Annotated in this window: 17 protein-coding genes; 9 read left to right on the top strand and 8 right to left on the bottom strand. The window is 70.4% G+C overall.

Annotation, left to right across the window (positions count from 1 at the left end; genetic code table 11):
• Window positions 1-48: 48 nt before the first annotated feature.
• From whiA to KSO97_RS10850, 6 genes are all read left to right on the top strand, one after another.
• On the top strand, window positions 49-1,032 hold the full coding sequence (whiA, locus tag KSO97_RS10875) for a DNA-binding protein WhiA (RefSeq protein WP_232678739.1): 984 nt from the start codon (window positions 49-51) through the stop codon (window positions 1,030-1,032).
• Between the two features lie 150 nt (window positions 1,033-1,182).
• Window positions 1,183-2,181, top strand: a complete 999-nt coding sequence (gene gap / locus KSO97_RS10870) for a type I glyceraldehyde-3-phosphate dehydrogenase (protein WP_232678737.1) — start codon at window positions 1,183-1,185, stop codon at window positions 2,179-2,181.
• A gap of 2 nt (window positions 2,182-2,183) precedes the next feature.
• Window positions 2,184-3,383, top strand: a complete 1,200-nt coding sequence (gene pgk, locus KSO97_RS10865; protein ID WP_232678735.1) for a phosphoglycerate kinase — start codon at window positions 2,184-2,186, stop codon at window positions 3,381-3,383.
• Between the two features lie 3 nt (window positions 3,384-3,386).
• The gene (tpiA, locus tag KSO97_RS10860; protein ID WP_232678734.1) at window positions 3,387-4,193 is read left to right on the top strand and encodes a triose-phosphate isomerase; all 807 of its coding nucleotides are present in this window, start codon (window positions 3,387-3,389) and stop codon (window positions 4,191-4,193) included.
• 44 nt (window positions 4,194-4,237) lie between these two features.
• Complete coding sequence (gene secG / locus KSO97_RS10855; protein ID WP_232678732.1) at window positions 4,238-4,468, top strand: preprotein translocase subunit SecG; 231 nt, start codon at window positions 4,238-4,240, stop codon at window positions 4,466-4,468.
• A 72-nt stretch (window positions 4,469-4,540) separates the two neighbouring features.
• Window positions 4,541-4,900, top strand: coding sequence for an RNA polymerase-binding protein RbpA (locus KSO97_RS10850; protein WP_232678730.1), 360 nt, complete (start codon window positions 4,541-4,543; stop codon window positions 4,898-4,900).
• Window positions 4,901-4,966: 66 nt separating this feature from the next.
• Here KSO97_RS10850 and pgl read toward each other — a convergent pair whose 3' ends face one another.
• From pgl to tkt, 4 genes are all read right to left on the bottom strand, one after another.
• Entirely contained in the window at window positions 4,967-5,701 is a 735-nt protein-coding gene (gene pgl, locus KSO97_RS10845) for a 6-phosphogluconolactonase (protein ID WP_232678728.1), read from the bottom strand.
• On the bottom strand, window positions 5,698-7,362 hold the full coding sequence (gene pgi / locus KSO97_RS10840) for a glucose-6-phosphate isomerase (RefSeq protein WP_232678726.1): 1,665 nt from the start codon (window positions 7,360-7,362) through the stop codon (window positions 5,698-5,700). Before pgi ends, pgl begins: the two co-directional genes overlap by 4 nt.
• Complete coding sequence (tal, locus tag KSO97_RS10835) at window positions 7,359-8,462, bottom strand: transaldolase (RefSeq protein WP_232678724.1); 1,104 nt, start codon at window positions 8,460-8,462, stop codon at window positions 7,359-7,361. Before tal ends, pgi begins: the two co-directional genes overlap by 4 nt.
• Before the next feature lie 72 nt (window positions 8,463-8,534).
• Window positions 8,535-10,574, bottom strand: coding sequence for a transketolase (gene tkt / locus KSO97_RS10830; RefSeq protein WP_232678853.1), 2,040 nt, complete (start codon window positions 10,572-10,574; stop codon window positions 8,535-8,537).
• Between the two features lie 290 nt (window positions 10,575-10,864).
• On the opposite strand from tkt, the gene KSO97_RS10825 reads away from it, so the two are divergent.
• The gene (locus tag KSO97_RS10825; RefSeq protein ID WP_374198502.1) at window positions 10,865-11,818 is read left to right on the top strand and encodes a heme o synthase; all 954 of its coding nucleotides are present in this window, start codon (window positions 10,865-10,867) and stop codon (window positions 11,816-11,818) included.
• A 21-nt stretch (window positions 11,819-11,839) separates the two neighbouring features.
• Here the strand turns inward: KSO97_RS10825 and KSO97_RS10820 are convergent, their stop codons facing one another.
• From KSO97_RS10820 to KSO97_RS10810, 3 genes are read right to left on the bottom strand one after another with little or no spacing between them, the layout of a single operon-like run.
• Window positions 11,840-12,709 (bottom strand): heme A synthase, encoded by an 870-nt coding sequence (locus tag KSO97_RS10820; protein ID WP_232678722.1) that lies wholly within the window; start codon window positions 12,707-12,709, stop codon window positions 11,840-11,842.
• Window positions 12,710-12,714: 5 nt separating this feature from the next.
• On the bottom strand, window positions 12,715-13,467 hold the full coding sequence (locus KSO97_RS10815; protein ID WP_232678720.1) for an ABC transporter permease: 753 nt from the start codon (window positions 13,465-13,467) through the stop codon (window positions 12,715-12,717).
• A complete protein-coding gene (locus KSO97_RS10810; protein ID WP_232678718.1) occupies window positions 13,464-14,411 on the bottom strand; it encodes an ABC transporter ATP-binding protein in 948 nt (315 codons plus the stop codon). The genes KSO97_RS10815 and KSO97_RS10810 overlap by 4 nt, the downstream gene beginning before the upstream one ends.
• Before the next feature lie 23 nt (window positions 14,412-14,434).
• Here KSO97_RS10810 and KSO97_RS10805 point away from each other — a divergent pair, with 23 nt between their 5' ends.
• A complete protein-coding gene (locus tag KSO97_RS10805) occupies window positions 14,435-14,800 on the top strand; it encodes a hypothetical protein (protein WP_232678716.1) in 366 nt (121 codons plus the stop codon).
• Complete coding sequence (locus KSO97_RS10800) at window positions 14,793-15,239, top strand: hypothetical protein (RefSeq protein WP_232678715.1); 447 nt, start codon at window positions 14,793-14,795, stop codon at window positions 15,237-15,239. Before KSO97_RS10805 ends, KSO97_RS10800 begins: the two co-directional genes overlap by 8 nt.
• Here KSO97_RS10800 and KSO97_RS10795 read toward each other — a convergent pair.
• Window positions 15,198-16,502 carry a cytochrome P450 gene (locus KSO97_RS10795; RefSeq protein WP_232678714.1) on the bottom strand — a complete coding sequence of 435 codons (1,305 nt, stop codon included), beginning with the start codon at window positions 16,500-16,502 and terminating at the stop codon, window positions 15,198-15,200. The genes KSO97_RS10800 and KSO97_RS10795 overlap by 42 nt on opposite strands.
• Window positions 16,503-16,605: the final 103 nt, after the last annotated feature.

Raw genomic sequence — 16,605 nt, 5'->3', positions numbered from 1 at the left:
GTCCGCCACCTCGCGAGGGTTGTTGACGCGCGTGGCAGGATCGCCGCCATGGCGATGACAGCGCAGGTCAAGGCGGAGCTCGCCAACACCCAGATCACCAAGACCTGCTGTCGTAAGTCCGAAGTGGCCACGACCCTGCGCTTCGCCGGCGGCCTGCACATCGTGAGCGGCCGTGTCGTCGTCGAGGCCGAACTGGACACCGGCGCCGCCGCACGCCGCCTGCGCAAGGACATCGACGAGGTCTACGGGCACAAGTCCGAGGTCGTGATGGTCCAGGCCAGCGGCCTGCGCAAGGGCAGCCGCTACCTGGTCCGCGTCGTCCGCGACGGCGAGTCGCTCGCACGCCAGACGGGTCTGCTCGATCAGCGTGGGCGTCCGGTGCGCGGTCTGCCACCAGCGGTGGTCTCCGGCGGTAGCTGTGACGCCGTGGCCGCGTGGCGCGGCGCCTTCCTCGCCCACGGCTCGCTCACCGAGCCCGGCCGGTCCTCGGCCATGGAGATCACCTGCCCCGGCCCGGAAGCGGCGTTGGCCCTCGTGGGTGTGGCTCGTCGGCTGGGTATCCAGGCCAAGGCGCGCGAGGTTCGGGGGATCGACCGCGTGGTGATCCGCGACGGCGATGCCATCGGCCAGCTCCTGACCCGGCTCGGCGCGCACGAGACGTTGCTCGCGTGGGAGGAGCGTCGGATGCGGCGCGAGGTCCGCGCGACGGCGAACCGGCTGGCGAACTTCGACGACGCCAACCTGCGTCGTTCGGCGCGAGCTGCCGTCGCGGCAGGGGCACGCGTCGAGCGGGCGATGGAGATCCTCGGTGCCGAGGTTCCCGACCACCTCCGCATGGCCGGAACCCTGCGCCTCGAGCACAAGCAGGCTTCCTTGGAGGAGCTGGGCCAGTTGCACGAGCCGGTGCTCACCAAGGATGCGATCGCGGGCCGGATACGCCGCCTGCTGGCGATGGCGGACAAGCGCGCCGAGGAGCTGGGGATCCCCGACACCGAGGCCTCGCTGACGCCCGACATGCTCGTCGACGACTGATCGGCACCAGCACACACGCCCGCCGCTGTGACAGAGGCGACCGTCCGGAGCGGGGTTACCCGTACGTACCCCGGACGACGTGTCGGAGCGGTCCCTGGCCACCGGTAGGGTCGGGCTGTCCCGTAACGCCTCTCAGCAGGAGCATTCGCAGTGACCGTTCGCGTTGGTATCAACGGATTCGGCCGGATCGGCCGCAACTTCTTCCGGGCGGTCCGCGCCTCCGGGCTGGACATCGAGATCGTGGGGGTCAACGACCTCACCGACAACGCGGTGCTCGCGCACCTGCTGAAGTACGACTCGATCCTGGGTCGTCTCGACGCCGACGTGTCCTCCACCGACGACGCGATCCTCGTGGGCGGTGCCGAGATCAAGGCCTTCGCCGAGCGCGACCCGGCTGCGCTGAAGTGGGGCGACCTCGGCGTCGACGTCGTGGTGGAGTCCACCGGCTTCTTCACCGACGCCACCTTGGCCCGCGCGCACGTCGACCAGGGCGGCGCCAAGAAGGTCATCATCTCCGCGCCGGCCTCCAACGAGGACATCACCGTCGTGATGGGTGTGAACCACACCGACTACGACGCCGCCGCGCACACGGTGATCTCGAACGCGTCGTGCACGACCAACTGCCTCGCGCCGATGGCGAAGGCGCTCAACGACGAGTTCGGCATCGTCAAGGGCCTGATGACCACCATCCACGCCTACACCGCGGACCAGAACCTCCAGGACAACATCCACAAGGATCTGCGCCGCGCCCGCGCCGCCGCCCTCAACATCGTCCCCACCTCGACCGGTGCCGCCAAGGCCATCGGCCTGGTGCTGCCCGAGCTCAAGGGCAAGCTCGACGGGTACGCCCTGCGCGTGCCCACCCCGACCGGCTCGGCCACCGACCTCACCTTCGAGGCCGGTCGCGAGACCAGCGTCGAGGAGGTCAACGCCGTGGTGCAGAAGGCCGCCGACGGCCGGTTCCTGCGCTACTCCACGGCGCCGATCGTCTCCAGCGACATCGTCACCGACCCGGCGTCGTGCATCTTCGACGCCCCGCTCACCAAGGTGATCGGCAACCAGGTCAAGGTCGTCGGCTGGTACGACAACGAGTGGGGCTACTCCAACCGCCTCGCCGACCTGATCGACTACGTCGGCAAGACCCTCTGACGGTGGGGGAGTACGCCGGGCTGGGCGAGGTCAGCGGCAAGCGCGTCCTCGTCCGGTCGGACCTCAACGTGCCGCTCGACGGCGCCGCCATCACCGACGACGGCCGGATCCGGGCGAGCGTCCCGACCATCAAGGCACTGGCCGACGCCGGCGCCCGCGTGGTCGTGACAGCCCACCTGGGCCGACCCAAGGGTGCGCCGGAGGAGCGGTACTCGCTCGCCCCGGTCGCCGTCCGGCTCGGTGAGCTGCTCGGCCAGGACGTCGTCTTCGCCTCCGACACGGTCGGCGACGCGGCTCGGGCCGCGGTGGCCGGGCTGGCCGACGGCCAGGTGGCGTTGCTGGAGAACGTCCGCTTCAACGCCGGCGAGACCAGCAAGGACGACGTCGAGCGCGGCACGTTCGCCGACCAGCTCGCCGCGTTGGCCGACGCCTTCGTGAGCGACGGGTTCGGTGTCGTGCACCGCAAGCAGGCCAGCGTGTACGACGTGGCCCAGCGGCTCCCGCACGCCATGGGCGGTCTCGTCTCCACCGAGATCGACGTACTGCGTCGTCTCACGGTGGAGCCGACTCGGCCCTACGTCGTCGTGCTCGGCGGCTCGAAGGTCTCCGACAAGCTCGGCGTGATCGACAACCTGCTCGACAAGGCCGACAAGCTGCTGATCGGCGGCGGCATGGTGTTCACCTTCCTCAAGGCCCAGGGCCACGAGGTCGGCAAGAGCCTGCTCGAGGAGGATCAGCTCGACACCTGCCGTGCGTACCTGGCGCGCGCGGAGGAGTCGGGTGTCCAGATCCTGCTGCCGGGCGACATCGTGGTCGACACCGAGTTCCCTGCGGGCGAACGCACCCCGGAGCCGCGCGTCGTCGCGGCCTCGGCCATTCCCGCTGACGCACTCGGGCTGGACATCGGCCCGGCATCGGGCGCCGACTTCGCCGCCGCGCTCGCCGACGCGAAGACGGTGTTCTGGAACGGGCCGATGGGCGTGTTCGAGGTGCCGTCCTTCTCCGACGGCACGCGAGCGGTGGCGCAGGCACTGACGCAGATCGACGGACTGTCCGTCGTCGGTGGCGGCGACTCGGCCGCCGCCGTGCGAGCGCTCGGCTTCGACGAGTCGGCCTTCGGCCACATCTCGACCGGCGGCGGCGCCAGCCTGGAGTATCTGGAGGGCAAGGAACTGCCCGGCATCACGGTCTTGGAGGACTGAGTCATGGCTCGCAACGCCGACCTCGCGCGGGTCCCGCTCATGGCGGGCAACTGGAAGATGAACCTGAACCACCAGGAGGCGGTGGTGCTGGTCCAGAAGCTGGCGTGGACCCTCTCGGACAAGCGACACGACTTCGCCAAGGTCGAGGTCGCCGTGATCCCGCCCTTCACCGATCTCCGTTCGGTCCAGACGCTGGTCGACGGCGACCGCCTCTCGGTGAAGTACGGCGCCCAGGACGTCTCGCTGCACGACTCCGGCGCCTACACCGGTGAGATCTCGGCGGGGATGCTGGCGAAGCTCGGCTGTTCCTACGTCGTCGTGGGCCACTCCGAGCGCCGCGAGTACCACGGCGAGACCGACGCCGTCGTTAGCGCGAAGGCACACCAGGCGTTGAAGTCCTCGATGACGCCGATCGTGTGCGTCGGCGAGGGCCTCGAGGTTCGCAAGGCCGGGGAGCAGGTGTCCTACACGCTTGCTCAGGTCGACGGCTCGCTCGAGGGCTTCACGGCCGAGCAGGTCGCCGGGCTCGTCGTCGCCTACGAACCGGTCTGGGCGATCGGCACCGGCGAGGTCGCCACCCCCGAGGACGCCCAGGAGGTGTGCGCCGCCATCCGCGGACGTATCCGGGAGGTGCACGGCGACGCTGCGGCGGACGGGATCCGGATCCTGTACGGCGGTTCGGTCAAGGCGGCGAACATCGCCGGCATCATGATCAAGGACGACGTCGATGGCGCGCTGGTGGGCGGTGCGAGCCTCCAGGCCGACGAGTTCGGCGGCATCTGCCGCTACTACGACCTCCCCGTGATCTGAGCCGGTTCTTCCCCGCGCCACTCCCTGACATAGGATTCCCAACCGTGGAACTGCTCTTCACCATCCTGCTCATCACGACGAGCCTGCTGATGATCCTGCTCGTGCTCTTGCACAAGGGGCGCGGCGGCGGTCTGTCCGACATGTTCGGCGGCGGTGTCTCGAGCTCTCTCGGCGGTTCGTCGGTGGCTGAGCGCAACCTCGACCGGTTCACCATCGGCACCGGTGTCATCTGGTTCGCGACGGTCATCGCTCTCGGCCTTCTCAAGGCGTACTGAGCTCATCCGCTGAGCCCCGCGGCCGCTCCCGCCGCGGGTACCCCCACGCACGATCCCAGGAGATAGACGCACATGGCTGGTGGAGGAAGCGCAATCCGAGGTAGTCGGGTCGGCGCCGGTCCGATGGGTGAGGCGGAGCGCGGCGAGGCGGCTCCGCGTCAGGCGATCACCTACTTCTGCTCTCACGATCACCGTTCGGTGATCACGTTCGCGATCGAGGCGGTCGTCCCGGAGTCGTGGGACTGCCCCAAGTGCGGTCTGCCCGCGTCGGTGGACTCGGAAAACCCGCCGCCGGCTCCGAAGATCGAGCCGTACAAGACCCACCTCGCCTACGTGAAGGAGCGGCGCTCCGACGCCGAGGCCGAGGTCATCCTCGACGAGGCCATCCAGCTTCTGCGCTCGCGCCGCAAGTCCGGCGAGATCATCTTCTGACCTACCTCGCCTGCCTCGCCCGGCAGGGTTTCGAGGCGCCCCGCTCGTTCCTCGCGGGGTTCGTCCTCAATCGCCGTGGGGCCGCGCGGCGTCCTGGTCCAGGTGCCACACGATCTGGGTGCCAGCTGAGCCGAGGATGCCCCGCGCCGGCGTCTCGGCGATCGAACCCGACGAGGCCCGGGCTCGTGCGACCGCCTCGGCCTTCGACTCGCCGCTGGCGAGCAGCCAGATCCGGTCGGCGGCATTGAGCCTGGCGAACGTCATGGTCACCCGGTCCGGGGGCGGCTTGGGCGAATCATGGACGGCGGCCGCCGCGACGTCGTCGACCGCCAGCTCGGGGTGCTCGGGGAACAACGAGGCCACATGTCCGTCGGGCCCGATCCCGAGCATCACGAGGTCGAAGCGGCCGGTGGCCTCGCCGCCGAGCAGGTCGCGGTAGAGCGCAGCGGACTCCTCGGCGGTCGCCACGGACGACGAGGCCGGCATCTCGTGCACCCGGTGCGCTCCGACGGCGTCCAGGAACGCGGCACGGGCCTGACCGGCATTGCGGTCGGGGGAGTCAGCGGCGACGAACCTCTCGTCGCCGAACCAGATGATCACTGCGCCCCAGTCGACGCCGGACGCCGGTGCCTGCCGCGCGATCTCCCGATGCATCGCCTCGGCGATCGTGCCGCCGGTGAGCACGATCTGAGGTATTCCGCCCGCGGCCTGGACGTCGGCGAGCAGATCGAGGACGTCGGCCGCGACGGTCGCGGCGAGCGCCTCGGGCGTGTCGTGGACGACGGTGCGCGGCGAGCTCATCGACGGTGCTCCCGGTAGTAGGCGAGCAACGACCGGGTCGAGGCGTCCTGCGCCGCGATGGCGTCCTCGTCGCCCCCGAGCGCGGGCACGAGTTCCTGGGCGAGTTTCTTGCCGAGCTCGACCCCCCACTGGTCGAAGCTGTCGATTCCCCACACGACGCCCTGCACGAAGGTGATGTGCTCGTAGAGCGCCACCAGCTGGCCCAGCACCGACGGGGTGAGCTCGGGCGCCATGATCGACGTCGAGGGACGATTCCCGGGGAACGTCCGTGCTGCGACCTGGTGGTCCGCGACGCCCTCTGCCCGGACCTCGTCGGCAGTCTTGCCGAACGCGAGCGCCCGGGTCTGGGCGAGGAAGTTGGCCAGGAAGAGCTCGTGGACGTCGACCTCGCGCCCGTCGACCTTGTCGGTCAGTGCGAACGAGGGGTTCGCCATCGCGATGAAGTCGGCCGGGATCAGCCGGGTGCCCTGGTGGATGAGCTGGTAGAAGGCGTGCTGGCCGTTGGTGCCGGGCTCGCCCCAGAAGATCTCGCCGGTCTCGGTCGTCACTGCCGCGCCGTCCCAGCGGACCTGCTTTCCGTTCGACTCCATCGTGAGCTGCTGCAGGTAGGCCGGGAACCGGTGCAGCAGCTGGGCGTAGGGCAACACCGCGTGTGTCTGCGCTCCGAGCAGATCGGCGTACCAGACGTTCAGCAGACCCATCAGCAGCGGGACGTTGCGCTCGGGAGGGGTGTGCACGAAGTGGGTGTCGACGGCATGCATGCCGTCGAGGAACTCCGCGAACCGCTCGGGCCCGATCGCGACGGCGAGCGAGGTGCCGATCGCGGAGTCGATCGAGTAACGTCCGCCGACCCAGTCCCAGAACCCGAAGGCGTTCGCCGGATCGATGCCGAAGTCGGCGACCTTGTCCAGCGCGGTCGAGACGGCGACGAAATGGCGACGCACCGCGTCGTCCGCGTCTGCGTCCGAGAGGGCCTCGAGGAGCCACGAGCGGCACAGGCGGGCGTTGGTGAGGGTCTCCAGCGTGCCGAAGGTCTTGCTGGAGACGATGAACAGCGTCGACGCGGGGTCCAGCCCGGCCAGGGTCTGGGCTGCGTCCGTCGGGTCGATGTTGCTGAGGAACCGGCACTCGATCTCGGGGTGGTGAAACGGTGCGAGTGCCTCGTAGGCCATCACAGGACCGAGATCGGATCCGCCGATGCCGATGTTGACGACCGTGCGGATCCGCTCGCCCGTGGCGCCGGTCCAGGTGCCGGTGCGCACGTCATCGGCGAACGCGTAGACCCGGGCCAGTACCTCGTGGACGTCGTCCACGACGTTGCTGCCCTCGAGCTGGAGCTCGTCGCCGGCAGGACGCCGTAGCGCCGTGTGCAGGACGGCCCGGTCCTCGGTGACGTTGATGTGCTCGCCGCGGAGCATCGCGTCGCGCCGCTCGGCGACACCGACGGCGCCGGCGAGACCGAGCAGCTGCTCGGTGACGTCGTCGGTGATCAGATTCTTCGACAGGTCGACCCGGAGGTCGGCGATGTCGAACGTGAGGCGCTCCACCCGGGACGGGTCCGCGGCGAACCAGCCGCGGAGGTCGGGGGAGAACGTGTCTGCCAGGGCGCGCAGCCGTGACCAGGCCGGCGTCGTGGTGGGATCGACCGGCCGTCGGCTCATGCCCGGGCCTTCTCCATCTGTGCGGTCACCGTGTCCACGAGTTCGTGCCAGGACGCGACGAACTTGTCGACTCCCTCGGTCTCCAGGACGTCGAGCACGTCGGCCCAATCGACACCCGCGGCCACGACGTCGTCGAGGACGGCCTGCGCCTCTGCGGCGGTGCCCGTCACGGCGTCACCGACGAGCTCACCGTGGTCGGCGAAGGCCTCCAGCGTCTTCTCGGGCATGGTGTTGACGGTGCCCGCGACGACGAGGTCGGTGACGTAGAGCGTGTCGGAGTAGTCCGGGTTCTTGACCCCGGTGGAGGCCCAGAGGGGCCGCTGCGGGTTCGCCCCGGCCTGCGCCAGCAGTTGCCAGCGGTCGGAGGCGACGACCTCCTCGTAGGCGGCGTAGGCCAGCCGGGCGTTGGCGAGCGCGGCCTTTCCCCGCAGGCCCAGCGCGTCGCCGCCGATCTTCTCCAGCCGAGCGTCGACCTCGGAGTCGACGCGGGAGACGAAGAACGAGGCGACCGAGCGGATCTCGGCCAGGTCGAGGCCGGCCTCCCGGGCCTGCTCCAGGCCGGTGAGGTAGGCGTCCATGACCTCGCGGTAGCGCTCGAGGCTGAAGATCAACGTGACGTTGACGCTGATGCCCTGAGCGATCACGGCGGTGATCGCCGGGAGACCCTCGGGCGTCGCCGGGATCTTGATCAGGGCGTTCGGCCGGTCGACCGCCTGCCAGAGCTGCTGCGCGGACGCGATCGTGCCGGCCGTCTCCCGAGCGAGGGTGGGCTCGACCTCGATCGAGACGCGGCCGTCGTCGGTGGTCGAGGCGGTGACCGGTGCCAGTACGTCGCAGGCGTTGCGCACGTCCTCGGTGGTGAGCGCGAAGACCACCTCGTCGACCGAGGCGCCGTCGGCGACCAGGTCGGCGACCTGGCTGTCGTAGCGCTCGCCGTCGGCGATCGCCCCGGCGAAGATGGTCGGGTTGGTGGTGACTCCGACGACGGAGTGCGTGCGGACGAGGTCGGCCAGGTTGCCGGTCTCGATGCGCTCGCGGGAGAGGTCGTCGAGCCAGATGGAAACCCCGGCATCTGCCAGAGCCTTCAGTCGGTCACTCATGGTTCCTCCTCGAACTGCGCTGACAGGTCTGGTGGTGCGGCGTTCGTCGACGACCGGTACCCGGGATCGACGTCAGGCGCTGGCGGCGGCCACGGAATCCCGCGCGGCCTGCGTCACAGCCTCGGCGGTGAAGCCGTACTCGCGGAACATCCGGGCGGCGTCCGCGGACGCGCCGAACGTGTCGATCGACACGATCCGACCGTGGTCGCCGACGACCTCGCGCCAGCCCTGCGCGACACCGGCCTCGACCGAGACGCGCGCCTTGACGATCGGCGGGATCACGGTGTCGCGGTAGGCCTGCTCCTGGGCGTCGAACCACTCGCGGCACGGCATCGAGACCACGCGCGCGGCGACGCCGTCCTCGGCGAGCTGACGACGTGCTTCGACCGCGAGCTGGACCTCCGAGCCGGTCGCGACCAGCACGACGTCGGGAACCCCTTCGGTGTCGAGCAGGACGTAGCCGCCGCGCTGGACGCCGTCGGTGCTGCCCCAGTGCTGACCGTCGTCGTCGGTGCCGCGCGGGAACGTCGGGACGTTCTGGCGCGAGAGGATCAGCCCGGCGGGCCGGTCGGTGTGCGACAGCACGGTCATCCAGGCGGCCGCGGTCTCGTTGGCGTCGGCCGGACGCACGACGTCCAGACCCGGGATCGCACGCAGCGAGGCGACGTGCTCGACCGGCTGGTGGGTCGGGCCGTCCTCGCCCAGACCGATCGAGTCGTGGGTCCACACGTAGGTGACGGGCGCTCCCATCAACGCCGCGACGCGGACCGACCCGCGCATGTAGTCGGAGAAGGTCAGGAACGTCCCGCCGAACACGCGGGTCGGGCCGTGGACGGCGATGCCGTTCATGATCGCGCCCATGCCGTGCTCGCGGATGCCGAAGTGCAGCACGCGGCCCGCGTACGGGTCACCGGTCCAGTCGTGGGTGGAGCGCTCGGCGGGGACGAACGAGGGCACGTCCTTGATCGTGGTGTTGTTCGACCCGGCCAGGTCGGCCGAGCCGCCCCAGAGCTCGGGCAGGTGCGGGGCGAGTGCGTTGATCACCTTGCCGGACGCCGCACGGGTGGCGACGCCCTTGGGGTCGGCCTCGAAGGCGGGCAGGTGCTCGGCGATGCCGTCGGGCAACGACCGGGACTTCAGGCGATGGAGCAGGGCGTGTCGCTCCGGATTCCTCTCGGCCCAGGCGTTCACCGCGGTGTCCCACTGCGCGCCCCACGCGGCGCCGCGCGCCACCAGGCCGCGGGTATGGGTGAGCACGTCGGCGGGGACGTCGAAGTGGGTCTCGGGATCCCATCCGAGGATCTTCTTGGTCGCCGCGACCTCCTCGGCGCCGAGCGCACTGCCGTGGGCCGCCTCGGTGCCCTGGGCGTTGGGGGCAGGCCAGGCGATGACCGTGTCGAGCACGATGATCGAGGGCTGGTCGGTGACGGCGGCGGCCTTCTGCAGCGCCTCGTAGAGCGCGGGGACGTCCTCGTGGTACTCGGTGCCGCCGTGGGTCCAGTCGACCTCCTGCACGTGCCAGCCGTAGGCGGCGTAGCGCGCCGGGATGTCCTCGGTGAACGCGATGTCGGTGTCGCCCTCGATCGAGATCTTGTTGCGGTCGTAGATGAGCGTCAGGTTGCCCAGGTTCTGCGTTCCCGCGATCGAGCTCGCCTCGGCGCTGACGCCCTCCTGCAGGTCGCCGTCGGAGCACAGCACGTAGATCTGGTGATCGAACGGTGACTCGCCCAGCGCCGGCTCAGGGTCGTAGAGCCCACGCTCTCGCCGCGCCGCCATCGCCATGCCGACGCCGTTGGCGACACCCTGGCCGAGCGGCCCGGTGGTCACCTCGACCCCGGCGGTGTGTCCGAACTCGGGGTGACCCGGGGTCTTGCTGCCCCACGTGCGCAGCGCCTTGAGGTCGTCGAGCTCGAGACCGAAGCCGCCGAGGAAGAGCTGGGTGTACAGCGTGATGCTCGAGTGGCCGCACGAGAGCACGAACCGGTCCCGCGCGATCCAGTCGGGGTCGGCCGGGTCGTGGCGCATGACCTTCTGGAACAGCAGGTAGGCGACCGGCGCCAGGCTCATCGCCGTGCCAGGGTGGCCGTTGCCGACCTTCTGCACGGCGTCCATCGCGAGCACGCGAGCCGTGTCGACCGCCTTGGCGTCGAGCTCGGTCCAGTCGAGGGGCTGGTCCAGCGGCGTCAGGGGCGGCACGGTGGTGGTCACGAGTCTCCTTCGAGGGCTCCGGAACGGCGTCGGGGCGCACGGTCCGGAGAGGGGGTGCGGGCAATCACGAGCCTACCGAGGTCGCGGGTTAGACTCACACCGCCTCCGGGCGTGTGAGACCGGCACCGCGTCAGCGCGCCGCCGCCCTCCCGCGTGGCCGATCGGTCTCCAGCACCCGACACCCAAGGAACGTAGTGACGTACGTCGGCGAATCCCGTCCTGCCCTGCAGGACGATGCGTCCGACCCCGACGGGGGGCGCGCCGGCTTCAAGGACGTCGTCGGGGCCTATGTCGGCCTGACCAAACCGCGGGTCATCGAGCTCCTCCTGCTGACGACGGTCCCGGTGATGTTCTTCGCCGAGCGTGGGGTGCCGGACCTGCGTCTCGTCCTCGCGACCGTCGTCGGAGGTGCGCTCTCCGCCGGTTCCGCCTCGGCCTTCAACTGCGTCTACGACCGCGACATCGACGAGCAGATGCGTCGTACCCGGCGGCGCGCCCTACCGCGCCACGTCGTCACGCCGGGTGCCGCCCTGGTCTTCGCCACCACGCTCTGCGTGCTCTCCACCGTGGTGCTGGCGTTGTGGGTCAACACCCTCTCCGCCGTGCTCTCGGTCGGCGCCAACGCCTTCTACGTCTTCGTCTACACGATGCTCCTCAAGCGCCGCACGACGCAGAACATCGTGTGGGGCGGCATCGCCGGCTGCTTCCCGGCGCTGATCGGCTGGACGGCGGTCACCGGCGAGCTCTCCTGGGTTCCGATCGTGCTCTTCCTGGTGGTCTTCTTCTGGACGCCGCCGCACACCTGGGCCCTGGCGTTGCGCTACCGCGAGGACTACGCCAACGTCGACGTCCCGATGCTCCCGGTGGTCAAGCCGGCCCGAGAGGTCGGTCGGCAGATCGTGCTCTACAGCTGGGTGATGGTCGCGACCTCGTTGGCGCTGTGGCCCGTCGCGAGCACCGGCCCGGTGTATCCGATCGCAGCGGCGGTGCTCGGCGCGGTCTTCCTGCTCGAGGCGCACCGGATGTGGCAGCGTGCTCGCGGCACGGAGGACCTCTCCGTCATCCAGCCGATGCGGCTCTTCCACCACTCCAACCTGTACCTGTCGCTGCTGTTCGTGGCCGTCGCACTCGACCCGCTGCTCTCCTGACAGGTGGCGATCGCGGCGGGATCAGCCGTGGTCGGTGAGCGCGAGCCGCACGACGACGTGCATCACGGCCGCCGAGATCAGTGCCGCGCCCAGCATGTGCAGGCCGACGAGCACCTCGGGCAGGTCGGTGAAGTACTGCACGAAGCCGATGACGCTCTGGGAGAGCTCGACGGCGAGCAGCACCCAGACGGCGCGCAGCGCCGGACCGCGCACGCCCGCGACCTTCAGGCAGAGCAGGAGTCCGAGGGTGAGACCGATGAAGAGGAAGACCGCGTCCGCGTGCAGCTGGCTCATCTGGAGCGGGTCGAGACCGTTGCGGGGGGAGTCCTCGTCGCCGGCGTGCGGCCCGGAGCCCGTCACGACGGTGCCGAGGTAGAGCACGAGCCACGAGGTTCCGAAGAGCGTCCAGGCGAAGGCGGGCAGACCGCCGCTCCGCCACTGGGCGTCCGGGTGGTCGATGCGATGCAGGAAGAGCACCGCGAGAGCGATCATCCCCATCGAGAGCAGGAGGTGGAGCGCGACGACCCACGGGTTCAGGTCGGTGAGCACCGTGACGCCGCCGATCAGCGCCTGCATCGGGATGCCGAGCGCGAGCACCGTCGCCAGCACCCGAAGCCGACGTCGTCCGGTCTGCCACGCAGCGACGAAGGTCGCGATCGCGATCGCCGTCAGGACGAAGGTGAGCAGCCGGTTGCCGAACTCGATCGCGCTGTGGAACTCCAGCTCGCCATGCGGGCGGAAGCTCTCGTCGGTGCATCGGGGCCACGTCGGGCAGCCCAGCCCGGACCCGGTCAGCCTCACAGCGCCGCCGGTGACGACGATGCCGATGTTCGCCACCAGCGTCGCCCAGCCGAAGGCGCGCACGAATCGGCCGAGATCAGGGAAACCCACGTCGATCACTCCCACTTGAAGGTGCGCGCGGTCACCAGGGCCGCGCCGGTGCCCCACACGAGGAGCACCACGAGGTGTCGCCATGCGATGGCGGCGTCGATCAGGGCGGCGCGCATCGCCTCGCCCAGGGCCCCCGAAGGCAGATAGGTCACGACGTCGCCGAACGAGCCGTAGGCCGACGCCGGGAGCACGACCGCCCCGCCGGCCATCAGGAGCAGGTAGATCAGGTTCGCCGCGGCCAGGGTGGCCTCGGCGCGCAGAGCGCCGGCCACCATCAGACCGAGGGAGGCGAAGGCCACCGTGCCGAGCGCGACGGCCAGGGCGACGCCGAGCACGGCGACGTCGGGTTCCCAGCCGAGAGCCAGCCCGACGCCGGAGATCACCATGGCCTGCAGGAGTTGGACGACGAGCAGCGCCAGCACCTTGCCCGCCAGCAGGCTGGTCCGCGAGAGCGGAGAGGTGCCCAGTCGCTTGATCACCCCGTAGCGGCGCTCGAACCCGGTCGCGATGGCGAGCGCCGTGAACGACGTCGACATCACGGCGAGGGCCAGGACGCCGGGCACGAAAGTGTCGACGCCGTAGGAGAGATCCACGCGCTCGGCGCCTTGCACGCCGCCGACGAGCACGATGACGGGGATGACGACGGCGAGGAGGAGCTGCTCACCGTTGCGCAGCATGAGGCGCGCCTCCATCGAGGCCTGGGCGAGTACCTGCCTGGTGATCGGGGCCGCTCCGGGGGCGGGAGTGAAGGTGCTCATGCGGGAGGTGCCAGCTGCTCGCGGCGAGTGAGGTCCAAGAAGACGTCCTCGAGATTGCGCTGGCCCAGGGTGAGCGACTCGGGGACGACGCCGAACTCCTCGCACCAGCGCGAGACCTTGCCGAGGGTCGAGGGATCGGCCGGGCCGGTGATCTGCAGGCTGAGCGCGTCCAACTGCGCGACCTCGGTGCCCTCGCCCAAGGTCGCTGCCAGCGATGGCGGGGCCCCGGGTGGGAACGGCTCGGTCACGACGAGCCGGATGGTCGCGACGGTGCCGCCGCGGGTGAGCTCGAGCGGTGAGCCGGAGGCGACCAGCTGGCCACGATCCACGATGTGCACGCGGTCGGCCAGGCGCTCGGCCTCGTCCATGTAGTGCGTGGTCAGCACGACGGTGACGCCGTCGGACCGGATCTCCTCCAGCAGCTCCCACACCGCGCGCCGGACGGCCGGATCCAAGCCTGCGGTCGGCTCGTCGACGAAGACGAGCTCGGGGCGTCCCACCAGCGCCATCGCGAGGCCGAGTCGCTGCTGCTGTCCGCCGGAGAGGCGGCGATACGGCGTGCCGCCGCAGTCACCGAGACCGAGTCGCTCGACGAGCATGCTGACGTCGAGAGGATGCGCGTGCAGGCGCGACACGTGCCGCAGCATCTCCACCGCGCGGACGCCGCTCCAGGCGCCGCCGCTCTGCAGCATCACCCCGATCCGGGGGAGCAGCGCACGTCGGTCGCGGACGGGATCGAGGCCCAATACGCGGACGGTCCCGCCCTGCGGGCGCCGATAGCCCTCGCAGGTCTCCAACGTCGTCGTCTTGCCCGCTCCGTTCGGTCCGAGCACTGCGGTGATGGTGTGCGGGGCGACGTCGAGGGAGAGCCCGTCGACGGCGACCTTGTCCCCGTAGCGCATCACCAGACCGTCGACCACGACGGCGGGTTCAGCAGCGGGCACGTGCAGAGTTTAGGGTTCGGGCCGTGAACGACTGGCTACTGGGTGTGGTGGTGGCGCTGAGCCTGCTCGCCGCCGCGGTCGTGGCTGTCCAGGCCGCACGAGACACCGAGCCGCAGGATCGGACCTTCCTCCTCCTCGCCGTGATCGAGGCGGTGCTGGTGGTGCAGGTGATCGCGGGTTCCATCGCGCTGGCTCGGACCGACCGGGACGTCGACGGCGTGACCTTCGTCAGCTATCTGGTGGCCGTGGCGCTGGTGCTCCCGATCGGTGCGTTCCTCTCGCTCGCAGAGCGCTCCCGATGGGGCACGATCCTCCTGGGAGTGGCGGTCGTGACCGTGTTGGCGCTGGAGGTTCGGATGGACCAGATCTGGAGTGGTGTCGGTGCCTGAGCACGCGGACGGCGCACCGGGCTCGCCCGTCGCACTCTCGTCGGGGCCGGGACGGGTGCTCGTCTTCGTCTACGGCGTGTTCGCGGTCGCCGCGACCGGGCGGTCGTTGGTGCAGCTCGGCGTCGACGCCGAGCGTGCGCCCCTGGCGTACTCGCTCTCGCTCTTCGCCGCGATCGTGTACCTGGTCGCGACGACGTGCCTGCTGCTGGGCGGAGAGCGCGCCCGGCGCATCGCCGTTGCCGCCTGCACGGTCGAACTGGTCGGCGTGCTCGGCGTCGGCACCCTCTCCTACCTCGACACGGCTCTGTTCCCCGATCGCACGGTCTGGTCGCACTTCGGGCAGGGGTACGGGTTCCTCCCGCTCCTGCTCCCGTTCCTGGGTCTTGCCTGGCTCCGTTCAGACGCCGCGCGGAACGCACCGGACCGGCGCGAGGGCTGAGGCACGAGCGACGCCGCCGATCTGGGCGGGGCGCGGGACGGGACGACCGTCCCAGGCTGGGGCGATGTCGAACTCCGCGGTGATGCGATGGGCTGCCCGCGCCATCGCCGTGAGCGAGAACGGTTGAGCCGGGCAGGTGTGTCGACCGTGTCCGAACGCGGTGACCAGGCGCGCGTCGTCGAGCCCGGGTGTCGGCGCGAGCCGGTGGCCCTGCCAGCGTTCGGGGTCCCACTGCTCGAGCCCCGGCGCGGCCGTGGTGTTGAGGACGGGGAGCAAGGTCGCGATGGTCCAGCCGGGCGGCACGCGGTAGACCGCGTCGCCGACGTCCAGGTCGACCTCGCTCATCACGGTGCGCGCCATGATCGAACGTTGTGCCAGACGGGTCGACTCCAGGGCACAGCTGCTCGCGTAGGCGGCGTCGCCGCTGCGCACGCGGTCGAGCGCCGCCGGATGCTCGAGGAGATCGACGAGCATCCAGCCGAGCGCTGCGTGCATGTTCGACATCGACGCGACGTGCACGAGCGCGACGTCGAGGCCGACGCCCCGAGCGCGATCCGCCGGCGGCTCATCGCTCCAGGCGTCGACGATGCGCCCGAACAGGACGTCGTCCTCGGTCGGCACGAGCTCGCCGACCACCGCGACGATGTCGTCGAGCGCTGCGCGCTCCGCGGCGTGACCGCTGGCCTCCACGGCCCGCATCGCCTCGGGGCGGACGAACGCGTCGGCTCCGTCGAGCTCGTCGAAGGCAGCCGACAGCCGCTCGAAGACGGCGGGCTCGAGCGCGCCGCGCCCGGCCCAGGAGGCCAGGCCCAAGCGGTGGCCGAGCCGCCGCGTGAGCGCGAAGACGTCGTGCTCGTCGGTGCCGCGGGCACTGAGTTCGGCCAGCTCCTCCACCGTGCGGTCGAGTGCGAGGTCGAGGTTCGCGAGGTAGCGGGCGACGTCGTCGCGACCGAACAGCGCCCCGGGCAGCGTGCGGCGCCCGTCGAAGATCTCGCCGGGCAGCTTGCGGCGGAGCATCAGGTAGTCGGCGACTCCCTTGCTCGCCTCCTCCTCGCGCAGTGCGTAGAACGAGGCCACGCCGACAGGGGAGAAGGTGAAGAGGTAGCGGTCGCTCCCGTGCGCATCGGTGTGCTCGATGCGGAAGGTGTCGCCGTGGCGTTCTCGGGCCGCCGCGATCACCTCGACGGCGTCGTCCACGGGCGCGTGCCACGGCAGCGCGGCGTCGTTCGCCAGGGGTGGGGCAGGTTCGATCGCGCGGGGCACGGCACCATCCTGGAGGGCCCCCTATGGGCCATGTCACAGAGGCGACCCTTAGTTAGTCTCACCTTGCTTGAATGGTGAACTTCAATATCGGCACACTGGCGTT

It is taken from the genome of Nocardioides sp. R-C-SC26 (genome assembly GCF_021246465.1).
GTDB lineage: Bacteria > Actinomycetota > Actinomycetes > Propionibacteriales > Nocardioidaceae > Nocardioides.
Note: the sequence above shows the minus strand (reverse complement) of the source record. Positions and strands in the feature narration are given on the sequence as shown.